The organism is Mesorhizobium sp. L103C119B0 (assembly GCF_000502235.1).
In the GTDB taxonomy this organism is placed as follows: Bacteria; Pseudomonadota; Alphaproteobacteria; order Rhizobiales; family Rhizobiaceae; genus Mesorhizobium.
In genome coordinates this window covers 58,789-76,364 of the sequence record NZ_AYXE01000023.1, presented here as the reverse complement: position 1 = coordinate 76,364, position 17,576 = coordinate 58,789, and the positions used below count along the sequence as shown (strand labels likewise).

Annotated in this window: 14 protein-coding genes; 11 read left to right on the top strand and 3 right to left on the bottom strand. The window is 62.5% G+C overall.

What is annotated here, in order from left to right:
* Window positions 1-19 precede the first annotated feature (19 nt).
* The 8 genes from X728_RS139565 (at window position 20) to X728_RS139600 (ending at window position 9,439) form a co-directional block, all read left to right on the top strand.
* Window positions 20-943 carry a DUF3445 domain-containing protein gene (locus X728_RS139565; protein ID WP_023832935.1) on the top strand — a complete coding sequence of 308 codons (924 nt, stop codon included), beginning with the start codon at window positions 20-22 and terminating at the stop codon, window positions 941-943.
* Between the two features lie 2 nt (window positions 944-945).
* Window positions 946-2,184 (top strand): hypothetical protein, encoded by a 1,239-nt coding sequence (locus X728_RS139570; RefSeq protein WP_023832934.1) that lies wholly within the window; start codon window positions 946-948, stop codon window positions 2,182-2,184.
* Between the two features lie 127 nt (window positions 2,185-2,311).
* Window positions 2,312-3,757, top strand: a complete 1,446-nt coding sequence (locus tag X728_RS139575; protein WP_023832933.1) for a homospermidine synthase — start codon at window positions 2,312-2,314, stop codon at window positions 3,755-3,757.
* A 188-nt stretch (window positions 3,758-3,945) separates the two neighbouring features.
* Complete coding sequence (locus tag X728_RS139580; protein WP_023671949.1) at window positions 3,946-4,323, top strand: hypothetical protein; 378 nt, start codon at window positions 3,946-3,948, stop codon at window positions 4,321-4,323.
* 197 nt (window positions 4,324-4,520) lie between these two features.
* The gene (locus X728_RS139585; RefSeq protein ID WP_023832932.1) at window positions 4,521-6,548 is read left to right on the top strand and encodes a bifunctional UDP-sugar hydrolase/5'-nucleotidase; all 2,028 of its coding nucleotides are present in this window, start codon (window positions 4,521-4,523) and stop codon (window positions 6,546-6,548) included.
* 156 nt (window positions 6,549-6,704) lie between these two features.
* On the top strand, window positions 6,705-7,769 hold the full coding sequence (gene hemH, locus X728_RS139590; RefSeq protein ID WP_023828224.1) for a ferrochelatase: 1,065 nt from the start codon (window positions 6,705-6,707) through the stop codon (window positions 7,767-7,769).
* Between the two features lie 158 nt (window positions 7,770-7,927).
* Window positions 7,928-8,878, top strand: a complete 951-nt coding sequence (locus X728_RS139595; protein WP_023832931.1) for an SPFH domain-containing protein — start codon at window positions 7,928-7,930, stop codon at window positions 8,876-8,878.
* A gap of 96 nt (window positions 8,879-8,974) precedes the next feature.
* Complete coding sequence (locus X728_RS139600) at window positions 8,975-9,439, top strand: NfeD family protein (protein WP_023686409.1); 465 nt, start codon at window positions 8,975-8,977, stop codon at window positions 9,437-9,439.
* An 82-nt stretch (window positions 9,440-9,521) separates the two neighbouring features.
* On the opposite strand, the gene X728_RS139605 is transcribed toward X728_RS139600, so the two are convergent.
* Window positions 9,522-10,517 (bottom strand): KpsF/GutQ family sugar-phosphate isomerase, encoded by a 996-nt coding sequence (locus tag X728_RS139605; protein ID WP_023832930.1) that lies wholly within the window; start codon window positions 10,515-10,517, stop codon window positions 9,522-9,524.
* Window positions 10,518-10,667: 150 nt separating this feature from the next.
* On the opposite strand from X728_RS139605, the gene X728_RS139610 reads away from it, so the two are divergent.
* Window positions 10,668-12,452, top strand: a complete 1,785-nt coding sequence (locus X728_RS139610) for an outer membrane beta-barrel protein (RefSeq protein WP_031196011.1) — start codon at window positions 10,668-10,670, stop codon at window positions 12,450-12,452.
* On the opposite strand, the gene galU is transcribed toward X728_RS139610, so the two are convergent.
* A complete protein-coding gene (gene galU / locus X728_RS139615; protein WP_023671956.1) occupies window positions 12,453-13,358 on the bottom strand; it encodes a UTP--glucose-1-phosphate uridylyltransferase GalU in 906 nt (301 codons plus the stop codon).
* A 207-nt stretch (window positions 13,359-13,565) separates the two neighbouring features.
* On the opposite strand from galU, the gene X728_RS139620 reads away from it, so the two are divergent.
* Both X728_RS139620 and X728_RS139625 read left to right on the top strand, forming a co-directional pair.
* A complete protein-coding gene (locus tag X728_RS139620) occupies window positions 13,566-14,789 on the top strand; it encodes a lytic murein transglycosylase (RefSeq protein ID WP_023832928.1) in 1,224 nt (407 codons plus the stop codon).
* Window positions 14,790-14,891: 102 nt separating this feature from the next.
* A complete protein-coding gene (locus X728_RS139625) occupies window positions 14,892-16,097 on the top strand; it encodes a DUF459 domain-containing protein (protein ID WP_023832927.1) in 1,206 nt (401 codons plus the stop codon).
* Here the strand turns inward: X728_RS139625 and X728_RS139630 are convergent.
* Complete coding sequence (locus tag X728_RS139630) at window positions 16,094-17,548, bottom strand: glutamate synthase subunit beta (RefSeq protein ID WP_023671207.1); 1,455 nt, start codon at window positions 17,546-17,548, stop codon at window positions 16,094-16,096. The genes X728_RS139625 and X728_RS139630 overlap by 4 nt on opposite strands.
* Window positions 17,549-17,576: the final 28 nt, after the last annotated feature.

Here is a 17,576-nt window from a genome sequence, read left to right as displayed (position 1 = left end):
GGGCACTTTCTAGCGAAGCATGAATTCTCGTCAGCCCACGCACACGCCCTATGATGGCTCCTCAAAGCTCTTCACCATCGGGCTGAAGCCGCTCGAACTCGACAAGTGGATCGAGGTCGACCGGTATCTCTTCGACCATCTCGCCGAAAAGCGCCGGCTGTATGCCGAAATTCCCGACAAGGTGTTTGTCGAGGAAGACGGCACGCGCGACGCCCAGCGCGAAGTGCGCGGCCTCATCGAAGCACATCTGCTGTCGAGATTTCCCGGGATGTACCGGCGCACCAATGCCGGGGTTGAGGTCATTGGCGCCAAAGCCGACTCTGACGCCACCTTCCCCGATGCCCCGCTGGTCGCAGCGTCGCTGCTCGTCCAGGAAGACCTGATCCTGATGCGCCGTGACGACACCGGCTGGCGGCTCGCCGCCGGCTCGCTGTGTTTCCCGTCATCCTGGTCGCTGGTCGAGAAATTCGGCCGGCCGCTGCAGCAGATCCACGCACCGGTGCCGGGCTTCGGTCCGGGCACCAGGCCGGCCGAGCTCATCAACCGCATGTTCGACGGCCTGCAGGGTCAGGCTGTCGAACGCTTCAACTGGTCGATCCAGGCCGACGACGCGCTCTATCATCCGCTCTCCAATGTCGAGCGCATCGACCGTGCCACCAGGCGCCCCTCGCGATTTCCCGACGGCGACGTAAACGCCCACGCCTTCATCCGCGTCGAGCGCCAGACGCTGCGCAAACTGTCCGTCTCGCGCGACATCCTGTTCACCATCCGCATCCATCTCGACCCGTTGAAAGTGCTGGCGCGGCATCCCGACCGGGCAACACTTGCCGCCTCTTTCGCGGCGCAATTGCAGGCGCTGGATGAGGCTCAACTCGACTACAAGGGGATGACATCAGACCGTGACCGGCTGGTGCAACGCCTGCAAACCATGGCTCAGGAGTGACGATGGTCCGACATGTTCTGAAGCTAGCCGTCCTGCTCGGTGCATTCCTGGCGTTGCCGGCAACAGCGCATGCGGAACCGGTGACCTATGCGGGGAAGCTCGGCAACATCGACATCGTCGTCGAGTTTACCGGTGATCCTGCGACGGCTGGAGAGGCACTGGCGGCGCGCTATTTCTACCGTTCCAAGGGCGTCGATATTCCTCTGCAGGCGAAGTCGAGCAAGGGCGCCACCTTTCAATTGGCCGAGGAAGAAGCCTGCGATGCCAAGAAGTGCGGCGACGGCCAGGCTCCACCCATCGGCGCCGTCTGGCGGTTGAGTTCCGCCGACAAGGGCAAGACGCTGGAAGGCACCTGGACGGCCAAAAAGACCCTGCCGCTGAAGCTGACAAGGATCGCCAGCCGTGCCCAGACGGAGACGCCGGCGACGACGCCACGCGATCTCTATGATTTCACCGACATGACATTCTCGGGTGACGATGCGCCGATCACCATGGCGGCATCGCCCTACGACTATCTCAAGCTGGATTTCGCGCCCAAGGCAGACGCCAAGGAAGGTTGGCCGGATGCAGCCTACAACTATGTCACCGATCCGCGCACCAAATTCGCCAGGCCGCGCATCGTCGATCTCGCCGGCAGTGCGCCGATCGAAGCCGCCAATGCCTTGCTGCAGAACCGCCATTGGCATCACAGCCTCAGCGCCTTGACGTGCGCGGCGCTGCAATATGCCGGTTTCCACGACGGGCCGCCGATGGAGGGCATGGACGACGATTCGCTTGGCGGCTATGAAGACACGACGTCCAAAGTTACGTCATTGACGCCGAAGCTGATGAGCTGGTCGGAATCCGGCAGCCTCTATTGCGGCGGTGCGCATCCGAACAACTATTCCGACGCCTATGTCATGGACGTGCGCCGTGGCGCCTTGCTTACCCTTCAGGACATGTTTTCCGATACGGTCGACGGCAAGCCAGGCCCCTCGCTGGCCACCTTCGTCAAGGAGAAGCGCAAGAAGCCAAGCGACCAGACCGAGGTGGATTACGAGGCCGAATGCGGCATCCACGATTTGATCGGCGACTATCTCGGCGCCAGCCTGAAGCGCGATGGCGACAGGCAGGTTCTGGTCTTCGGCCTGCAAGGTTTGCCCAACGTCATCCAGGCTTGCGGCGGCGATCTCGTTGAAATGCCGGTCTCCGAAGCACAAGCGCTGTTCACACCGGAATTCGCGAAACTGCTCGAACCGTAGGCGTATCTGCGCGGCCGGGAACTAACCTTATCCCTGCTTTTCGCTTTATTGTGACAATGATCTATGGTTTGTCGCGCGGCGGTCGAACGGCCGTTTTGGCGCGTTGCTTGAAGGAGTGCTCGATAAAATGGCGAATGAAAACTGGCCCGTTTACGGTGAAATCACCGGCCCTGTCGTGATGATCGGCTTTGGTTCGATCGGACGGGGAACGCTGCCTCTGATCGAGCGCCATTTCAAATTCGACAAGTCGCGCATGACGGTCATCGACCCGCTCGACACCGACCGCAAGCTGCTCGACGAGCGCGGCATCGCCTTCGTGCAGGAGCATGTGACCGAGAAAAACTACAAGAAACTGCTGACGCCGCTTTTGACCAATGGTGGCGGCCAGGGCTTTTGCATCAATCTGTCGGTCGATACCGGCTCGGTCGACCTGATGCGGCTCTGCCGCAAGCTCGGCGTGCTCTACATCGACACCGTCGTCGAGCCGTGGCTCGGCTTCTATTTCGACGCCAAGGCCGACAATGCCAGCCGCACCAACTACGCGCTGCGCGAAGCCTTGATCAAGGAGAAGCACGACAAGCCCGGCGGCGCTACCGCGGTTTCGACCTGTGGCGCCAATCCGGGCATGGTCTCGTGGTTCGTCAAGCAGGCGCTGCTGAACCTTGCCGGCGACCTCGGCCTCGAGTTTTCCGAACCCGCGCAGGACGACCGTGACGGCTGGGCCAAGCTGATGAAGAAGGCCGGCGTCAAGGGCATCCACATCGCCGAGCGCGACACCCAGCGCACCAAGAAGCCGAAGCCGATGAACGTGTTCTGGAACACCTGGTCGGTCGAAGGTTTCATCTCGGAAGGGCTGCAGCCGGCCGAGCTCGGCTGGGGCACGCATGAGAGATGGATGCCGAAGAACGGCAAGGAGCACAAGCGTGGCTCCAAGGCTGCGATCTATCTCGAACAGCCCGGCGCCAACACCCGCGTGCGCTCCTGGTGCCCGACGCCGGGCGCGCAATACGGTTTCCTGGTGACGCATAATGAGGCGATCTCGATCGCCGACTTCTTCACCGTGCGCGGTAAGAAGGGCAAGGTCCAATACCGCCCGACCTGCCACTATGCCTATCACCCCTGCAACGACGCCGTGTTGTCACTCCACGAAATGTTCGGCGCTGCCGGCAAGCCGCAGCCGGTCCACCATGTGCTCGACGAAAACGAGCTGGTCGACGGCGTCGACGAGCTTGGCGTGCTGCTCTACGGCCATGCCAAGAACGCCTACTGGTACGGTTCGCAGCTGTCGCTGGCCGAAGCCCGCAAGCTGGCGCCCTACCAGAACGCTACCGGCATGCAGGTCACCTCGGCCGTGCTCGCCGGCATGGTCTGGGCGCTGGAAAACCCGGAAGCCGGCATCGTCGAGGCCGACGAGATGGACTACAAGCGCTGCCTAGAAGTGCAGTCCCAGTATCTCGGACCGGTCAAGGGCTACTACACCGACTGGACGCCGCTCGATAACCGTCCGGGCCTGTTTCCCGAAGACCTCGACAAAAGCGACCCGTGGCAATTCCGCAACATCCTCGTTCGATAGCGGTTCCATACCCCTGCATCACTGCCTTGCAATCGCCCGGAAATCGGGCGATTGAAGGGATGCGGACGAGCGCAGTGTGCATCCATTTGGACGCACGAGGGACGGCTCTGGAAACTTGAGGCCACGCACATCGTGTTCCCCAAAACGTCGTTTGACGATTGGGCCGATGCGTCAGGAGAGGATTTGATATGACGATTGCGCGCAAAATTCTTTCTGCGGGCGCGGCGGGCGTTCTTGCGACGATGCTTGCCGCCTGCACCACCGGCGGCTCCGACGGGCCACCGATCTCATCGCAGGCGCGAGGCGTCGAAGGCTCATGGCTGAACGCCGAAGGCAAGGCGGTCTCGACATTGAACGGCGGCGTCTTCACCACCGTTTCGGCGGAGACCGGTGAGAAATTCGCTGACGGCAGCTACACCAAGACCGGCGCCACCTCGGTCGAGATCAACGGAACCTCGCTGATCCGACAGCAGCCAATCGCTTTCAACTGCCTGCTGGTGTCCATAAACCAGCTGAATTGCACCAGCTCCGCCGGGCAGAACTTCGTGCTGACCAGGCGCGGCTGAACCTTTCCCATGCGGCTTTGCGGATGGCGGCGGCGCGATGCCGCCGCCTTTTTTATGCCGGCAAACCGATGCCGGTTATCCGCCCTGATTCTTCTTGCATCGCCACAACCGCGATGTGAACATACCCGAAATGCTGGCTGTTATCCTGCAGTCGGGCAAGAGCGTTAAACGCCTTTGATCATATCCGGGAGACGAAGATGAAGAAGCTCGCCGCCATTGCCGCCCTCTCTGCCTCGACACTCGGCCTGTCGGCCGCACCATCCTTTGCCGATTACACGTTGAACATCCTGCATTTCAACGATTGGCACAGCCGCATCGAAGGCAACAACAAATACGAGTCAACCTGCTCGGCCGAGGAAGAGACCAAGGGTGAGTGCATCGGCGGCGCCGGCCGGCTGGTCACCGCGATCGCACAGGAGCGCAAGAAGCTCGAAGGCCAGAACGTGCTGCTGCTCAATGCCGGCGACAGCTTTCAGGGATCGCTGTTCTACATCACCTACAAGGGCACGGCGGAGGAGGAATTCCTCAATCAGATCAAGCCCGACGCGGTGACGCTCGGCAACCACGAATTCGACGATGGCGAGAGCGCGCTGGTGCCTTATCTCGACAAGGCGAAGTTCCCGATCGTCAGCGCCAATGTCGTGCCCAACGACAAGTCCGGCGCCGCAGGCAAGATCAAGCCGTCGATTGTGCTTGAGGTCGGCGGCCAGAAGATCGGCATTGTCGGCGCCGTGACCAACGACACGCCGGAACTCGCCTCTCCCGGCCCCAACATTACCATCGAGGACGACGTCAAGTCGATCACCGCCGAGGTCGAGAAGCTGAAGGCGCAAGGCGTCAACAAGATCATTGCCGTCACCCATATCGGCTACAGGCGCGAGCGCGATGTCATCGCCAAGATCCCGGGCATCGATGTGGTGGTCGGCGGCCACAGCCATTCGCTTCTGTCCAACACCGACCCGAAGGCTGAAGGCCCCTACCCGACGATGGTCGACAACCCCGACGGCTCCAAGGTGCCTGTGGTGCAGGCCGCGTCCTATTCGAAATATCTCGGCGAATTCAAGGTCGTGTTCGACGACAATGGCAACGTCAAGGAAGCCAGCGGCGACCCGATCTTCCTCGACAAGTCGATCACTCCCGATCCGGCCGTTCTTGCCCGCATCAAGGAGCTTGGCGCGCCGATCGAGGCGCTGAAGAACAAGGAAGTGGCCGAGACCACCGAGGCCATCGACGGCAGCCGCGAAAGCTGCCGCACCAAGGAATGCGCGATGGGCAACCTCGTCTCCGACGCCATCCTCGACCGCGTCAAGGGACAGGGCGTCGAGATCGTCGTCTCGAATGGCGGCGGCCTGCGTGCTTCGATCGACAAGGGCACCGTCACCATGGGCGAGGTGCTGACCGTGCTGCCGTTCCAGAACACGCTGGCGACCTTCCAGATTTCCGGCAAGGATCTGGTTGCCGGGCTGGAAAACGGCGTCAGCCAGGTCGAGGACGGCGGCGGCCGCTTCCCGCAGGTGGCAGGTCTTAAATACTCCTTCGACAAGTCGGTCGCGCCCAATGCCGGCCGAGTCAAGTCGGTCGAGGTGATGCAGAACGGTGCCTGGGCGGCGATCAATCCGGACAAGGACTATCTGGTCGCCACCAACAATTACGTCCGCCAGGGCGGCGACGGCTACAAGGTCTTCGCCGAGAAGGCCAAGAACGCCTATGATTACGGCCCGGGCCTCGAACAGGTGGTCGCCGACTATCTCGCCGCGCACCGGCCCTACACGCCCAAGCTCGACGGCCGCATCACCGAGGTTGCCGCAACCGTAGCGGCTGCCCCGGCCGCCGAGCCGGCAAAACCAGCCGAACCGGCACCTGCTCCAGCGGAACCGGCAAAACCGGCCGAGGCTGCACCGGCGGAGCCGGCGATGCCCGCATTGCCGGCAGGCTCCGGCGACATCACCACCACGCCGCCGACTGTCCCGGCGGAAACCGCCCCGGCAACGCCGGCTCCGGCCGAACCGGCAAAACCGGCCGAAGCCGCACCTGCTCCGGCAAAGCCGGCTGACGCCGCCCCGGCCGAAGCCAGCCATGTCATCGTCGCCGGCGATACCTATTGGGATCTCGCCAAAAAGGCCTACGGCGACGGCGCCAAGTGGAAGGTGATCTCCGAGGCCAACAAAGGCTACGAACCACGCCGGCTTCCTGTCGGCGCGACCTTGACCATTCCGGCGAAGTAACCTCGCTTCGCACTTGCGACCAGCAAAACCCGTCCGGGTAACCGGACGGGTTTTTGGCTTTCAAGGTAAGGTGCGGCCAGACGCAGCATTGAAAACTTGCTCCGCATCGCTAGTTTCGCCCGACATCGTCGGTTTTCGCGGTGTCGGGAGACCTTCATGACGCTTTCCACGCCTGTCGACCCCAAAGCCGCGAAAGCGCTCGACCCGCTACCGGCCGGACATCCGCCGGTAAAGGCAGGCAAGATCGGCGTCATGTTGGTCAATCTCGGCACGCCCGACGGTACCGATTTCAAGCCGATGTGGCGCTATCTCCGCGAATTCCTGTCCGATCCGCGCGTCATCGAACTCAACAAGGCGATCTGGTATCCGATCCTCTACGGCTTGGTGCTGACCACCAGACCGAAGAAGTCCGGCGCCAATTACGCCAGGATATGGAACCGCGAGAGGAACGAGTCGCCGCTGCGCACCTACACCCGGGCGCAGGGCGAAAAGCTGGCCGCAGCGCTCATCGACCTACCCGATGTCGTGGTCGACTGGGCGATGCGCTACGGCAACCCCTCGACCGCGAGCGTCGCTCAAAGGCTGGTCGAGCAAGGCTGCGACCGCATCCTGTCGTTCCCACTCTACCCGCAATATTCGGCGACCACGACCGCCACCGCCAATGACCAGCTTTTTCGCGCGCTGATGAAAATGCGTCGCGCACCGGCGGTCCGCAGCGTGCCGCCCTACTATGACGAGCCGGTCTACATCGAGGCGCTCGCCCATTCGATCGAACGGCATCTGGCAACGCTAGACTTCGAGCCGGAGGTGGTCATCACCTCCTATCACGGCATCCCGAAGCCCTATTTCGAAAAGGGTGATCCCTATCACTGCCACTGCCAGAAGACGACACGACTGTTGCGTGAACGACTGGGGTGGGATGAAAAGAAGCTGATCATCACCTTCCAGTCGCGCTTCGGCGTCCAGGAATGGCTGCAGCCCTACACCGACAAGACGATCGAGAAACTGGCGAAGGACGGCGTCAAATCGATCGCCATCGTCAATCCAGGCTTTTCCGTCGACTGCATCGAGACGTTGGACGAAATCGGCCGCGAGGCGGCCGAGACCTTCCATCACGCCGGCGGCGAGAAATTCGCCCACATCCCGTGCCTCAACGACAGTGCAGAAGGCATGGCGGTGATCGAGGCGATGGTGCGGCGCGAGCTGTCGGGCTGGGTCTGAGGCCGCCACGTTGCGGCGATCGACCGCCGCAGTTGCGCTATTCCATGCACTAATAATCAACGATCACCTGATTGTAACATTATTGAAACACACCTAAGTGTTTGGTGAAGTCGGTTGCATGGAATCAACGCCATGGCCGGCATCTGAGGGAGATTCAAATGGACTTCAGTGGTTTCGGTATTGCGATTGGTGCGCTTGCCTTTCTGGTATTGGTGCTTCTTATCAAAGGCATCCGGACAATCCCGCAAGGCTATAATTATACGGTGGAGCGCTTTGGTCGTTACACCAAAACACTAAGCCCCGGCCTCAACCTCATCGTGCCGTTCGTCGACCGCATCGGCGCCAAGATGAACATGATGGAGCAGGTGCTCGACGTTCCGAGCCAGGAAATCATAACGCGCGACAACGCCATTGTCGGCGTCGACGGCATCGCCTTCTACCAGATCCTCAATGCGGCGCAGGCCGCCTACCAGGTCGCCGGCCTGGAGAACGCCATCCTCAATTTGACGATGACCAACATCCGTACCGTCATGGGCTCGATGGACCTCGACGAATTGCTGTCGAACCGCGACGCCATCAACGAACGGCTGCTGCGCGTGGTCGACGAAGCGGCCCATCCGTGGGGCATCAAGATCACCCGCGTCGAGATCAAGGATATCAATCCGCCGGCCAACCTCATCGAATCGATGGGTCGTCAGATGACGGCTGAACGTAACAAGCGTGCGCAGATCCTCGCCGCCGAAGGCCTCAAGCAGTCGCAGATCCTCGAGGCCGAAGGCCGCAAGGAAGCCGCCTTCCGCGACGCCGAGGCGCGCGAACGCTCGGCCGAAGCCGAAGCGCGAGCCACCCAGGTTGTATCGGAAGCCATCTCCAAGGGCGACGTGCAGGCACTCAACTACTTCGTGGCGCTCAAATACACCGAAGCGATGGGCAAGATCGGTACCGCCAACAACAGCAAGGTCGTGCTGATGCCGATGGAAGCCTCGGCGCTGATCGGCACGCTCGGCGGCATAGGCGAGATCGCCAGGGAGGTGTTCCGCAGCGAAGGCACCGCCGGCGCCGCCAGGCAGGCCGCCCGCCCTCCGGTGGTTCGCCCAAGCGAAAACTGAGATCGGGCGAGAACTGAGGTCGCGAGCATGATCCCGAAAAGTGGGAACCGGTTTTCGGAAAAGATCATGCTCCACAGGAAGTAGGAGCGCACTCCCATGTTCGACCGCATCATTTCCGAACTTGGTCCGTGGAACTGGATGGTTCTGGGCTTCGTCCTCCTGGTGATGGAGGTCATCGCGCCAGGAATATTCATGCTGTGGATCGGCATCGCCGCATTGGTGATCGGTGTGATTTCCCTGCTCGTCTGGGACGCAAGCTTCTGGGCCTGGGAAGTCCAGGTCCTCGCCTTCCTGGCCCTGTCGCTGGTCTCGGCCCTTGCCGGAAAGAAGCTGGTTGGTGGGCGTAATACCCCTAGCGACCAGCCGCTGCTCAACCGGCGCGGCGCGCAGTTGGTCGGCAGGATGGCAACGCTGGCCGAGCCGATCAAGGACGGTCGCGGCCGCATCAAACTCGGCGACACACTGTGGCGCGTCTCGGGTCCCGACCTGCCGGCCGGCACGCAGGTGCGCGTCGTCAGTTCGGCCGACACCGATCTGGAACTGACCGTCGAGGCCGTCTGAGCGCCCGAAGGCCCGCAGCGCATTTGGCAGCAATCGAAGCGCGCCGCGTAGGTCACCCCAACGCAATGCGGTTTTAGTTTCCTCAGGCTGCGCCGATACGCAGCAAATCGTGGAAGTGAACCACCCCAACGGGCATCCTGTTTTCCGTCACTACCAGCGCACCGATATTGTATTCGTTGAGAAGCGCGATCGCCGTTCCGGCCAGCGTCTGCGGATCGACCGTCTTCGGCGTGCGGGTCATGATGTCGTCCACGGCGATATCGGCCAGGTTTCGATGCAGATTGCGCGCGACATCACCGTCAGTGATGATCCCGACCAGCTCGCCCTTCCCGTCGACGACACAGACACAACCGACTTTCTTGTTCGACAACGTCATGACCGCTTCCGGCATCTTGGTACCGAGCGCCGCTAGCGGAATCTGATCGCCGACCCGCATGATCTCGGAGACGAGAGTCAGATTGGCGCCGAGCTGGCCGCCGGGGTGGAATGTGCGGAAATGGTCGGGCGTGAAGCCGCGCGCTTCGAGCAGCGCTATGGCCAGCGCATCGCCGACCACCAGTTGTAGCAGGGTCGATGTCGTCGGCGCCAAACCGTGCGGGCAGGCTTCCGGCGCGGACGGCAGGAGCAGCACCACGTCGGCCGCGCGCGCCAGCGCCGAGGCCGCGCCCGCGGTAATCGCAATCAGCGGGATCGAGAAGCGCCTGGAATAGGCGACGATGCCCATCAATTCTTTGCTCTCGCCGGACCATGACATGGCGATGATGGCATCGTCTCTGGCGATCATGCCAAGGTCGCCATGATTGGCCTCCGCCGGATGGACGAAGAAGGCTGGCGTGCCGGTCGAAGCCAGACTAGCCGCGATCTTAGTGCCGATATGGCCGCTTTTGCCGACGCCGGTGACTATGACGCGGCCATTGATGCGCGACACCATGTCGACGGCGCGGGCGAAAGGTTCGGCCAGTTCGTTCTCCAGCGCGGCGGCCAATGCCGCCACGCCGGCCTGTTCCGTGGCTACCGTTCTCAGCGCCGAGGCGACCGAAGCCTCCAAAGGCTTCTTTTCTGGGGATCCCGCATGCATGGCTGATGCGATTAGCGCTTTGCCGTTCGCCTGTCCAACAGAATTGCCGTCCAGCCATGTCGTACAGGCACACCTTCAACCCTCCGTTAACCATCCCCGTTTACGGTTCGGTAAGTATGGCGCGCTTGCGCCGCGCAAGCAGTGGTGACGATGTCGCGGGCCCAGCCTCAAGAGAAAAAAGGTCGAACGGGCAGAGCCTTTTGCGCTCTGCTTCTGGCGACGAGCGTGCTCGCTTTGCTGCGGCCAACTGCGCTTCATGCCCAGGAGACCGAGCTGCGCGGCGAAGTTTCGGAATCGGCGATCCTGTCCGACCAGCAGCGCCGGGCCAGGCAATTGACCAAGGCCAACACGCAGGTCAAGCCCGCCCCTGCCGACACCGCCCCCACGGGAAACACGCCAACCGCTTATGTGCCGGCCAGCGATGGCGCCTTGCCTGACGACACCGACCCGTCACAGGCCGGCGCAAACAGCATTTTCGACCCGCCGGCGACCATCGACGATTCGTTCGTCGACAAGCCGCCAACCGTCCAGCCACGCCGGCCATCGACGGCAAAACAACGCGCCGCCGCGGATGCAGACAAGGCCAAGGACAAAACCAAGGCTGCCGACAAGAAGAAGCCTGGCAAAGCCACGGACCAGACCACCACCGGAACGACCCCGGACGGCACTGCGGCAGGCGACGCCGATCAGGACACAGCCAACCGCCGTGTCCTCACCGTCGGCGGTGTCGACCGACGAAAGCTCGACCCCGGCGCCGAGCGCACCGACGCCATCGAGGGCCAGAAGAAGAAGCTCGAGGACGACCCGTACGCGGCAACCGGCATCAAGGTCGGCTCGTTCCTGCTGCGGCCGACGCTCGAGCAGGGCGTTGCCGTCACGTCGAACGCCGATTCCAGCGCTGGCGGCAAGTCGGCGGTGCTGTCCGAAACGGCGCTGCGTTTCTCCGCCGCCTCCGATTGGCGCGAGAATTCGGCGGTCATCGACGGCTACGGCAATTTCCGCAACACCATTTCGGGCCAGAAGATCAATGAGGCACGCGGCCGTATCCAAGGCACGTACAATGTCGACCTCGACAATGAACTGCGCGCCATCGCCAAGCTCGGCTACGAGATTGCGCCGGAATCGGCCTCCGCGCCCGACGCCATTGCCGGCGTCACCTCGCAGCCGATCCGCCAGACTGTCGACGGCAGCCTCGCCGTCGAGAAGGATGTCGGCAAGCTGCGCTTTGCGCTGACCGGTGCGGTCTCCCACGACATCTATGGCGACGCCAAGCTAACGGACGGCACCGTGTTGTCGCAGAAGGATCAGGACAACACGCTCTACACCGCAACGTTGCGGACCGGCTATGAAATTTCCCCGGCTCTGACGCCCTTTGCCGAGATTGAGCTCGGCCGCCGGGTATATGACCAACGGATCGACAACAAGGGCTTCGAGCGCTCTTCGACCCGGCTTGGCGCACGCGCCGGTATCGAAGTCGACATGGGCGAGAAGCTCAAGGGTGAGTTCTCGGCCGGCTGGCTGCGGGAAGCGATCGACGACAAGAACCTGGAGGCGATTTCGGGAGCCACCATCAATGCCGACCTCAAATGGTCACCCGAGCGCGGCACCATCATCGGCCTCACCGGGCAAACCACGGTCGAAGGCACGACGAACGCCGGTGAGAGCGGCGACATCCTCTATTCCGGCCGCCTCACCGGCGAGCGGCAGATCCGCACCGACTTGACCGGCAACGCAGCCCTTGGGCTCGACTGGCGCAATTACACCGGCTCCGACGGCCATGACATGACGCTAAGTGCAGAGGCCGGGCTGACCTGGTGGCTGAACCGCTATGTCGGCCTCACCAGCCGCGCCCGCACCGAAAAGCTGACCAGCTATCTGCCCGGGCGCAACTACACCGCCAACAGCATCTATTTGGGGCTGAAGCTGCAGCGATAGCTAAAAAGCAGCGCCGCGACGCTCGGACGGCTTCATCTCATCGAGCAGCGTGCGGATGACGCCGGCCATGTTCTCGTTCATGTCGCTGCGCCACAGCGCGAAGGCGACATTGGCCTCGACGAAGCCTTCCGGCGAGCCGCAATCGAAGGTGCGGCCCTGAAAGTGGTAGCCAAAGAAGGGCTGCTGCTTTTCCAGCTTCAGCATCGCGTCGGTGAGCTGGATCTCGTTGCCGGCGCCCTTTTCCTGGCTTTCGAGGATCTTGAAAATCTCGGGCTGCAGGATGTAGCGGCCGTTGATGTAGAGATTGGACGGCGCGGTGCCGGTCTTCGGCTTTTCGACCATCTCGGTGATGCGGAAGCCGTGATGCGTGTCCTCGCCGCGGCCGACAATGCCATATTTGTGGGTTTCGGCCGGATCGCATTCCTGCACCGCGATGATGTTGTTGCCGGTCTCCTCGTAGAGCTCGACCATGGCCTTCGTGCAGCTCTTCTCCGACTGCATGATCATGTCGGGCAGCAACAGCGCGAAGGGTTCGTCGCCGACCAATTCGCGGGCGCACCAGACGGCGTGGCCGAGACCCATCGGCACCTGCTGGCGGGTGAACGAGGTCTGCCCCGGCGCCGGCTGCAGCCGCTGCAAGCGGGCCAGCTGATCGTCCTTGCCGCGCTGTGCCAGCGTATCATAGAGCTCGAACTGGATATCGAAATGGTCTTCTATGACCGCCTTGTTGCGGCCGGTGACGAAGATGAAATGTTCGATGCCGGCCTCGCGCGCCTCATCGACGACATACTGGATGACCGGCCGGTCGACGACGGTCAGCATCTCCTTGGGAATGGCCTTGGTGGCCGGGAGAAACCGTGTGCCGAGACCGGCGACCGGGAAAACTGCCTTGCGAACTCGCTTCATGCGTCAATTATCCGTTTGAGGGCGTGCCCGGCAATCCCGCCTCGCGACATTTTCGCGCCGGAATTGTGGATTATCGGGCCATTGAGGGAAACATCAACCGGTAAAGCATCCAGGTGTCTTTTCGTTCCAGGCGCCGCCTATGGTAAACCAATTGCTAACCCGGTTCGGCGATGAATGGTCTTTCCTGAGATAGAGAAAGGGGAAAATATGTCCGTTCGCAGTGCCGCAAAACTCTTTACCAGCGTGCTGACGGCGGCCAGCCTCTCGCTCACCTTGCTGATGCCGGCCGGACCGGCCTTCGCCGATGCCGGGTTTCGGCAATGGGTCGCCGGCTTCCGCGCCACGGCCGTGGCGGGCGGCGTTTCCGGCGCGGTCTACGACCGGGCGTTCCGGGGCATCAATGAACCCGACCCGGTGGTGCTGGAAAAGGCACGCACCCAGCCCGAATTCACCGCACCTGCCTGGGACTATTTCGACAACCGCGTCCACGACCAGTCCGTTGCCGTCGGCCAGCAGATGGCCAAAAAATGGAAGCCGTGGCTGGAACGGATCGAGGCGAGGTTCGGCGTCGACCGCTACATCCTGCTCGCCATCTGGTCGATGGAATCGAATTACGGCGAGATCCTCAAGCGCGACGACATCATGCGCAATGTCATCCGCTCGCTGGCAACCCTCGCCTATGGCGACCCGAAGCGTTCGAAATTCGCCCGCACCCAATTGGTCGCCGCGCTGAAAATCCTGCAGACCGGCGACATCGACGAAAGCCACCTGATGGGCTCCTGGGCCGGCGCCATGGGCCAGACCCAGTTCATCCCGACCAGCTACCAGCATTATGCCGTCGACATGGACGGCAACGGCAAGCGCGACATCTGGAATTCGATCCCCGATGCGTTGGCGACATCAGCCAATCTGCTGAAGAAGAATGGCTGGCAGGGCGGCAAGACCTGGGGCTACGAGGTCACCATTCCAGCCGGCAAACTGCCTGCCGGCTCGAAGACATTGGCGCAGTGGCAGGCGCTCGGCGTAGCCAGGGCCAATGGCAAGCCGTTCAAGAACGCAACCGAAAAGGCGACGCTGAAAGTGCCGGACGGCCGCGGCGGACCGGCCTTCCTGATGATCAAGAACTTCTCCGTCATCAAGGCCTACAACAACGCCGACAAATATGCCCTGGCCGTCGGCCTTCTTGCCGACGAAATCGCCGGCTCTAATGGTCTGGTGCAGGACTGGAAGCGGCCTTTCACCAAACTGTCCTTCGAGGAAAGGCAGGAGTTGCAGAAGCGGCTTTCGCAGCACGGACTTTACGACGGCAAGTTCGACGGCAAGATCGGTGACGGCACGAAAACCGCCATCATGACCTATCAGGCAACGGTCGGCTTGACCCAGGACGGGTATCCGAGCATGGAAGTGCTCAAATGGCTCAGAAAGAAATAGAGCCAGCGACGGCAGCTTGCATTTGCGACGCAAGGGATGCCGTAGCATCGGTCTGTGCATGATCCCCTGCAAGGGCCATGCACCAAGGGATGGAGAGGGTGCTTGGTTTCGGCAGCGCGTATCCGTGTGATCGTTTTCCGCTTGCCGATCCTCATTCTGGCCATCGTCGTCCTGGCGACGGGGGTCGCCGGCAGTTTCCACACACCGGCTTTGGCGCAGGAGCAACCGCAGAACCGCGGCTGGTCGCTGCGCGACCTTCTGTTCCCGCGCCGCAGCGAACGCATCGAGCCGCCGCTCGACGTCCGCAAGGCAAAGCCGAAGGTCAAGAAGAAGCCCCGTGCACCCGTTGAACCTTCCGCTCCGATTGTCGAGAAGACACCGGATGCCCGCGTCGTTCTGGTGATCGGCGATTTCATGGCCAACGGCCTGGCCGAGGGCCTCGAAACAGCCTTTGCCGACAATGCCAACGTCAGGATCGTCGAGCGCGCCAACGGTTCTTCGGGTTTCGTGCGCGATGATGTCTACAATTGGCCCGAACAGGTCAAATCGCTGGTCGAGACCGAAAAACCCTCCGTGGTCGTCGTCATGCTCGGCTCCAACGACCGCCAGCAGATGCGCGTCAACGATGTGCGCGAGCAGCCGCGCTCCGAGAACTGGACCAAGGAATACGAACGCCGGACCGAAGCCTTGGGAAAGGCACTGGCGGCGACCAAGGTGCCTTATCTGTGGGTCGGCATGCCAGCCTTCAAGACGCCGAAGATGACCTCCGACATGCTGGCATTCAACGACATCTACCACTCGGCAGCCGAGAAGAACGGCGGCGAATTCGTCGATGTCTGGGATGGGTTCGTCGACGAGAACGGCGCCTTTGTCTCGACCGGCCCCGACATTAACGGCCAGGCCGTGCGGCTGCGCTCCGACGACGGCATCAACGTCTCGAAAGCCGGCAAGCGAAAGCTCGCCTTCTACACCGAAAAGCCGCTGGCCAAGATCCTCGGCCTGGCAGCGCCGGGAAGCGTGGTGACGGCTGCCGCACCGGCCGGCGCCCCGGTCGAGGCGCCGTCGCTGCCCGCCGCCCCGATCGTGGTCGACCGCACCGTTCCAATGCTGCTCAACGATCCGGCGCTCGACGGCGGTACCGAACTTCTCGGTGCGGCGGCGGCGCCGAAAGCCAATCCGGATCTGCCCGGCGAAAAACTAATCCTCGAAGGCAAGGCGCCCGAGGCCTCGCCCGGCCGCGTCGACGACTTCTCGTGGCCGCCCAAGGCCGCTGCCGCGACGGATACGACGACGGCGATCAACCGTTAACGGGGGAGTACCGTCGACCCCATCAGCGCTTCATCGATCGAGCGCGCGGCCTGGCGGCCTTCGCGGATCGCCCACACAACCAGCGACTGGCCGCGGCGCACATCACCTGCGGCGTAGAGTTTGTCGACGCTGGTCTTGTAGTCGCGATCGTTGGCTTCGACATTGCGGGAACGGCGGCTGTCGGTGGTGATTTTCATCTCACCGTCCAGCTCTTTCGCGACGCCGGCGGCAGCCGGTCCGGCAAAGCCGATGGCGATGAAGGCGAGGTCTGCACGGATGACGAATTCGGTGCCGGCGATCGGCTTGCGCTTCTCGTCGACTTCGCAGCATTTGACGCCGGTCAGTTGGCCGTCCTCGCCGATGAATTCGAGCGTCGCCACCTGGAATTCGCGCTCCGCACCTTCGGCCTGTGAGGACGAGGTGCGCATCTTGGTCGCCCAGTAAGGCCAGACCGAAAGCTTGTCTTCCTTCTCCGGCGGCTGCGGGCGGATGTCGAGCTGGGTGACGCGCACCGCGCCCTGGCGGAAGGCGGTGCCGACGCAGTCGGACGCGGTATCGCCGCCGCCGACGACGACGACATGCTGGCCGCCGGCGATGATCGGATGCGACGGCCAGGCCACCGACTGGATCGGCTCGCCGCCAACGCGACGGTTCTGCTGCACCAGATAGGGCATGGCGTCATAGACGCCGCCGAGATCGTCGCCCGGAATGTTGGCCGGACGCGGCGATTCCGAACCGCCGCAATAGAGCACCGCATCATATCCGGCGAGCAACTCTGCCACCGGCTTGTCGACGCCGACATTGACGCCGCAATGGAAGGTCACGCCCTCGCCCTGCATCTGCTCGATGCGGCGGTCGATATAGTGCTTCTCGATCTTGAAGTCGGGAATGCCGTAGCGCATCAGCCCGCCGGGACGGCTCTCACGCTCATAAACGCTGACCTCGTGGCCGGCGCGGCCAAGCTGCTGCGCCGCCGCCATCCCTGCCGGGCCGGAGCCGATGACAGCGACCCGCTTGCCCGTCTTCTTCTCTGGCGGATAAGGCCGGATATGGCCGGTTTCATAAGCCTTGTCGGCGATTGCCTGTTCGACAGTCTTGATGGCAACCGGAATGTCCTCGAGGTTCAGCGTGCAGGCTTCCTCGCAGGGCGCGGGGCAGATGCGGCCGGTGAACTCGGGGAAATTGTTGGTCGAATGCAGGTTGCGGATCGCATTGTCCCAGTCGCCATTGTAGACGAGGTCGTTCCAGTCCGGGATCTGGTTGTGGATCGGGCAACCGGTCGGCCCGTGGCAGAACGGGATGCCGCAATCCATGCAGCGCGCCGCCTGTTTCTCGACCTCCTTGTCCGACATCGGCAGCGTGAATTCACGAAAATGCCGGATGCGGTCGGAGGCCGGCTGGTACTTGTGCACCTGCCGGTCGATTTCGAGAAAGCCTGTTACCTTGCCCATAGTCCAGTTCCTGCTGTCCAGATGGTGC

What these genes read in the sequence shown, in the direction of transcription:
- X728_RS139575 (WP_023832933.1), top strand. Translation starts at nt 2,312, where the DNA reads ATGGCGAATGAAAACTGGCCCGTTTACGGTGAAATCACCGGCCCTGTC.
- X728_RS139580 (WP_023671949.1), top strand. Translation starts at nt 3,946, where the DNA reads ATGACGATTGCGCGCAAAATTCTTTCTGCGGGCGCGGCGGGCGTTCTT.
- galU (WP_023671956.1), bottom strand. Translation starts at nt 13,358, where the DNA reads ATGAAGCGAGTTCGCAAGGCAGTTTTCCCGGTCGCCGGTCTCGGCACA.
- X728_RS139630 (WP_023671207.1), bottom strand. Translation starts at nt 17,548, where the DNA reads ATGGGCAAGGTAACAGGCTTTCTCGAAATCGACCGGCAGGTGCACAAG.
- X728_RS139600 (WP_023686409.1), top strand. Translation starts at nt 8,975, where the DNA reads ATGTTCGACCGCATCATTTCCGAACTTGGTCCGTGGAACTGGATGGTT.
- X728_RS139585 (WP_023832932.1), top strand. Translation starts at nt 4,521, where the DNA reads ATGAAGAAGCTCGCCGCCATTGCCGCCCTCTCTGCCTCGACACTCGGC.
- X728_RS139620 (WP_023832928.1), top strand. Translation starts at nt 13,566, where the DNA reads ATGTCCGTTCGCAGTGCCGCAAAACTCTTTACCAGCGTGCTGACGGCG.
- hemH (WP_023828224.1), top strand. Translation starts at nt 6,705, where the DNA reads ATGACGCTTTCCACGCCTGTCGACCCCAAAGCCGCGAAAGCGCTCGAC.
- X728_RS139595 (WP_023832931.1), top strand. Translation starts at nt 7,928, where the DNA reads ATGGACTTCAGTGGTTTCGGTATTGCGATTGGTGCGCTTGCCTTTCTG.
- X728_RS139570 (WP_023832934.1), top strand. Translation starts at nt 946, where the DNA reads ATGGTCCGACATGTTCTGAAGCTAGCCGTCCTGCTCGGTGCATTCCTG.
- X728_RS139610 (WP_031196011.1), top strand. Translation starts at nt 10,668, where the DNA reads ATGTCGCGGGCCCAGCCTCAAGAGAAAAAAGGTCGAACGGGCAGAGCC.
- X728_RS139565 (WP_023832935.1), top strand. Translation starts at nt 20, where the DNA reads ATGAATTCTCGTCAGCCCACGCACACGCCCTATGATGGCTCCTCAAAG.
- X728_RS139605 (WP_023832930.1), bottom strand. Translation starts at nt 10,517, where the DNA reads ATGCATGCGGGATCCCCAGAAAAGAAGCCTTTGGAGGCTTCGGTCGCC.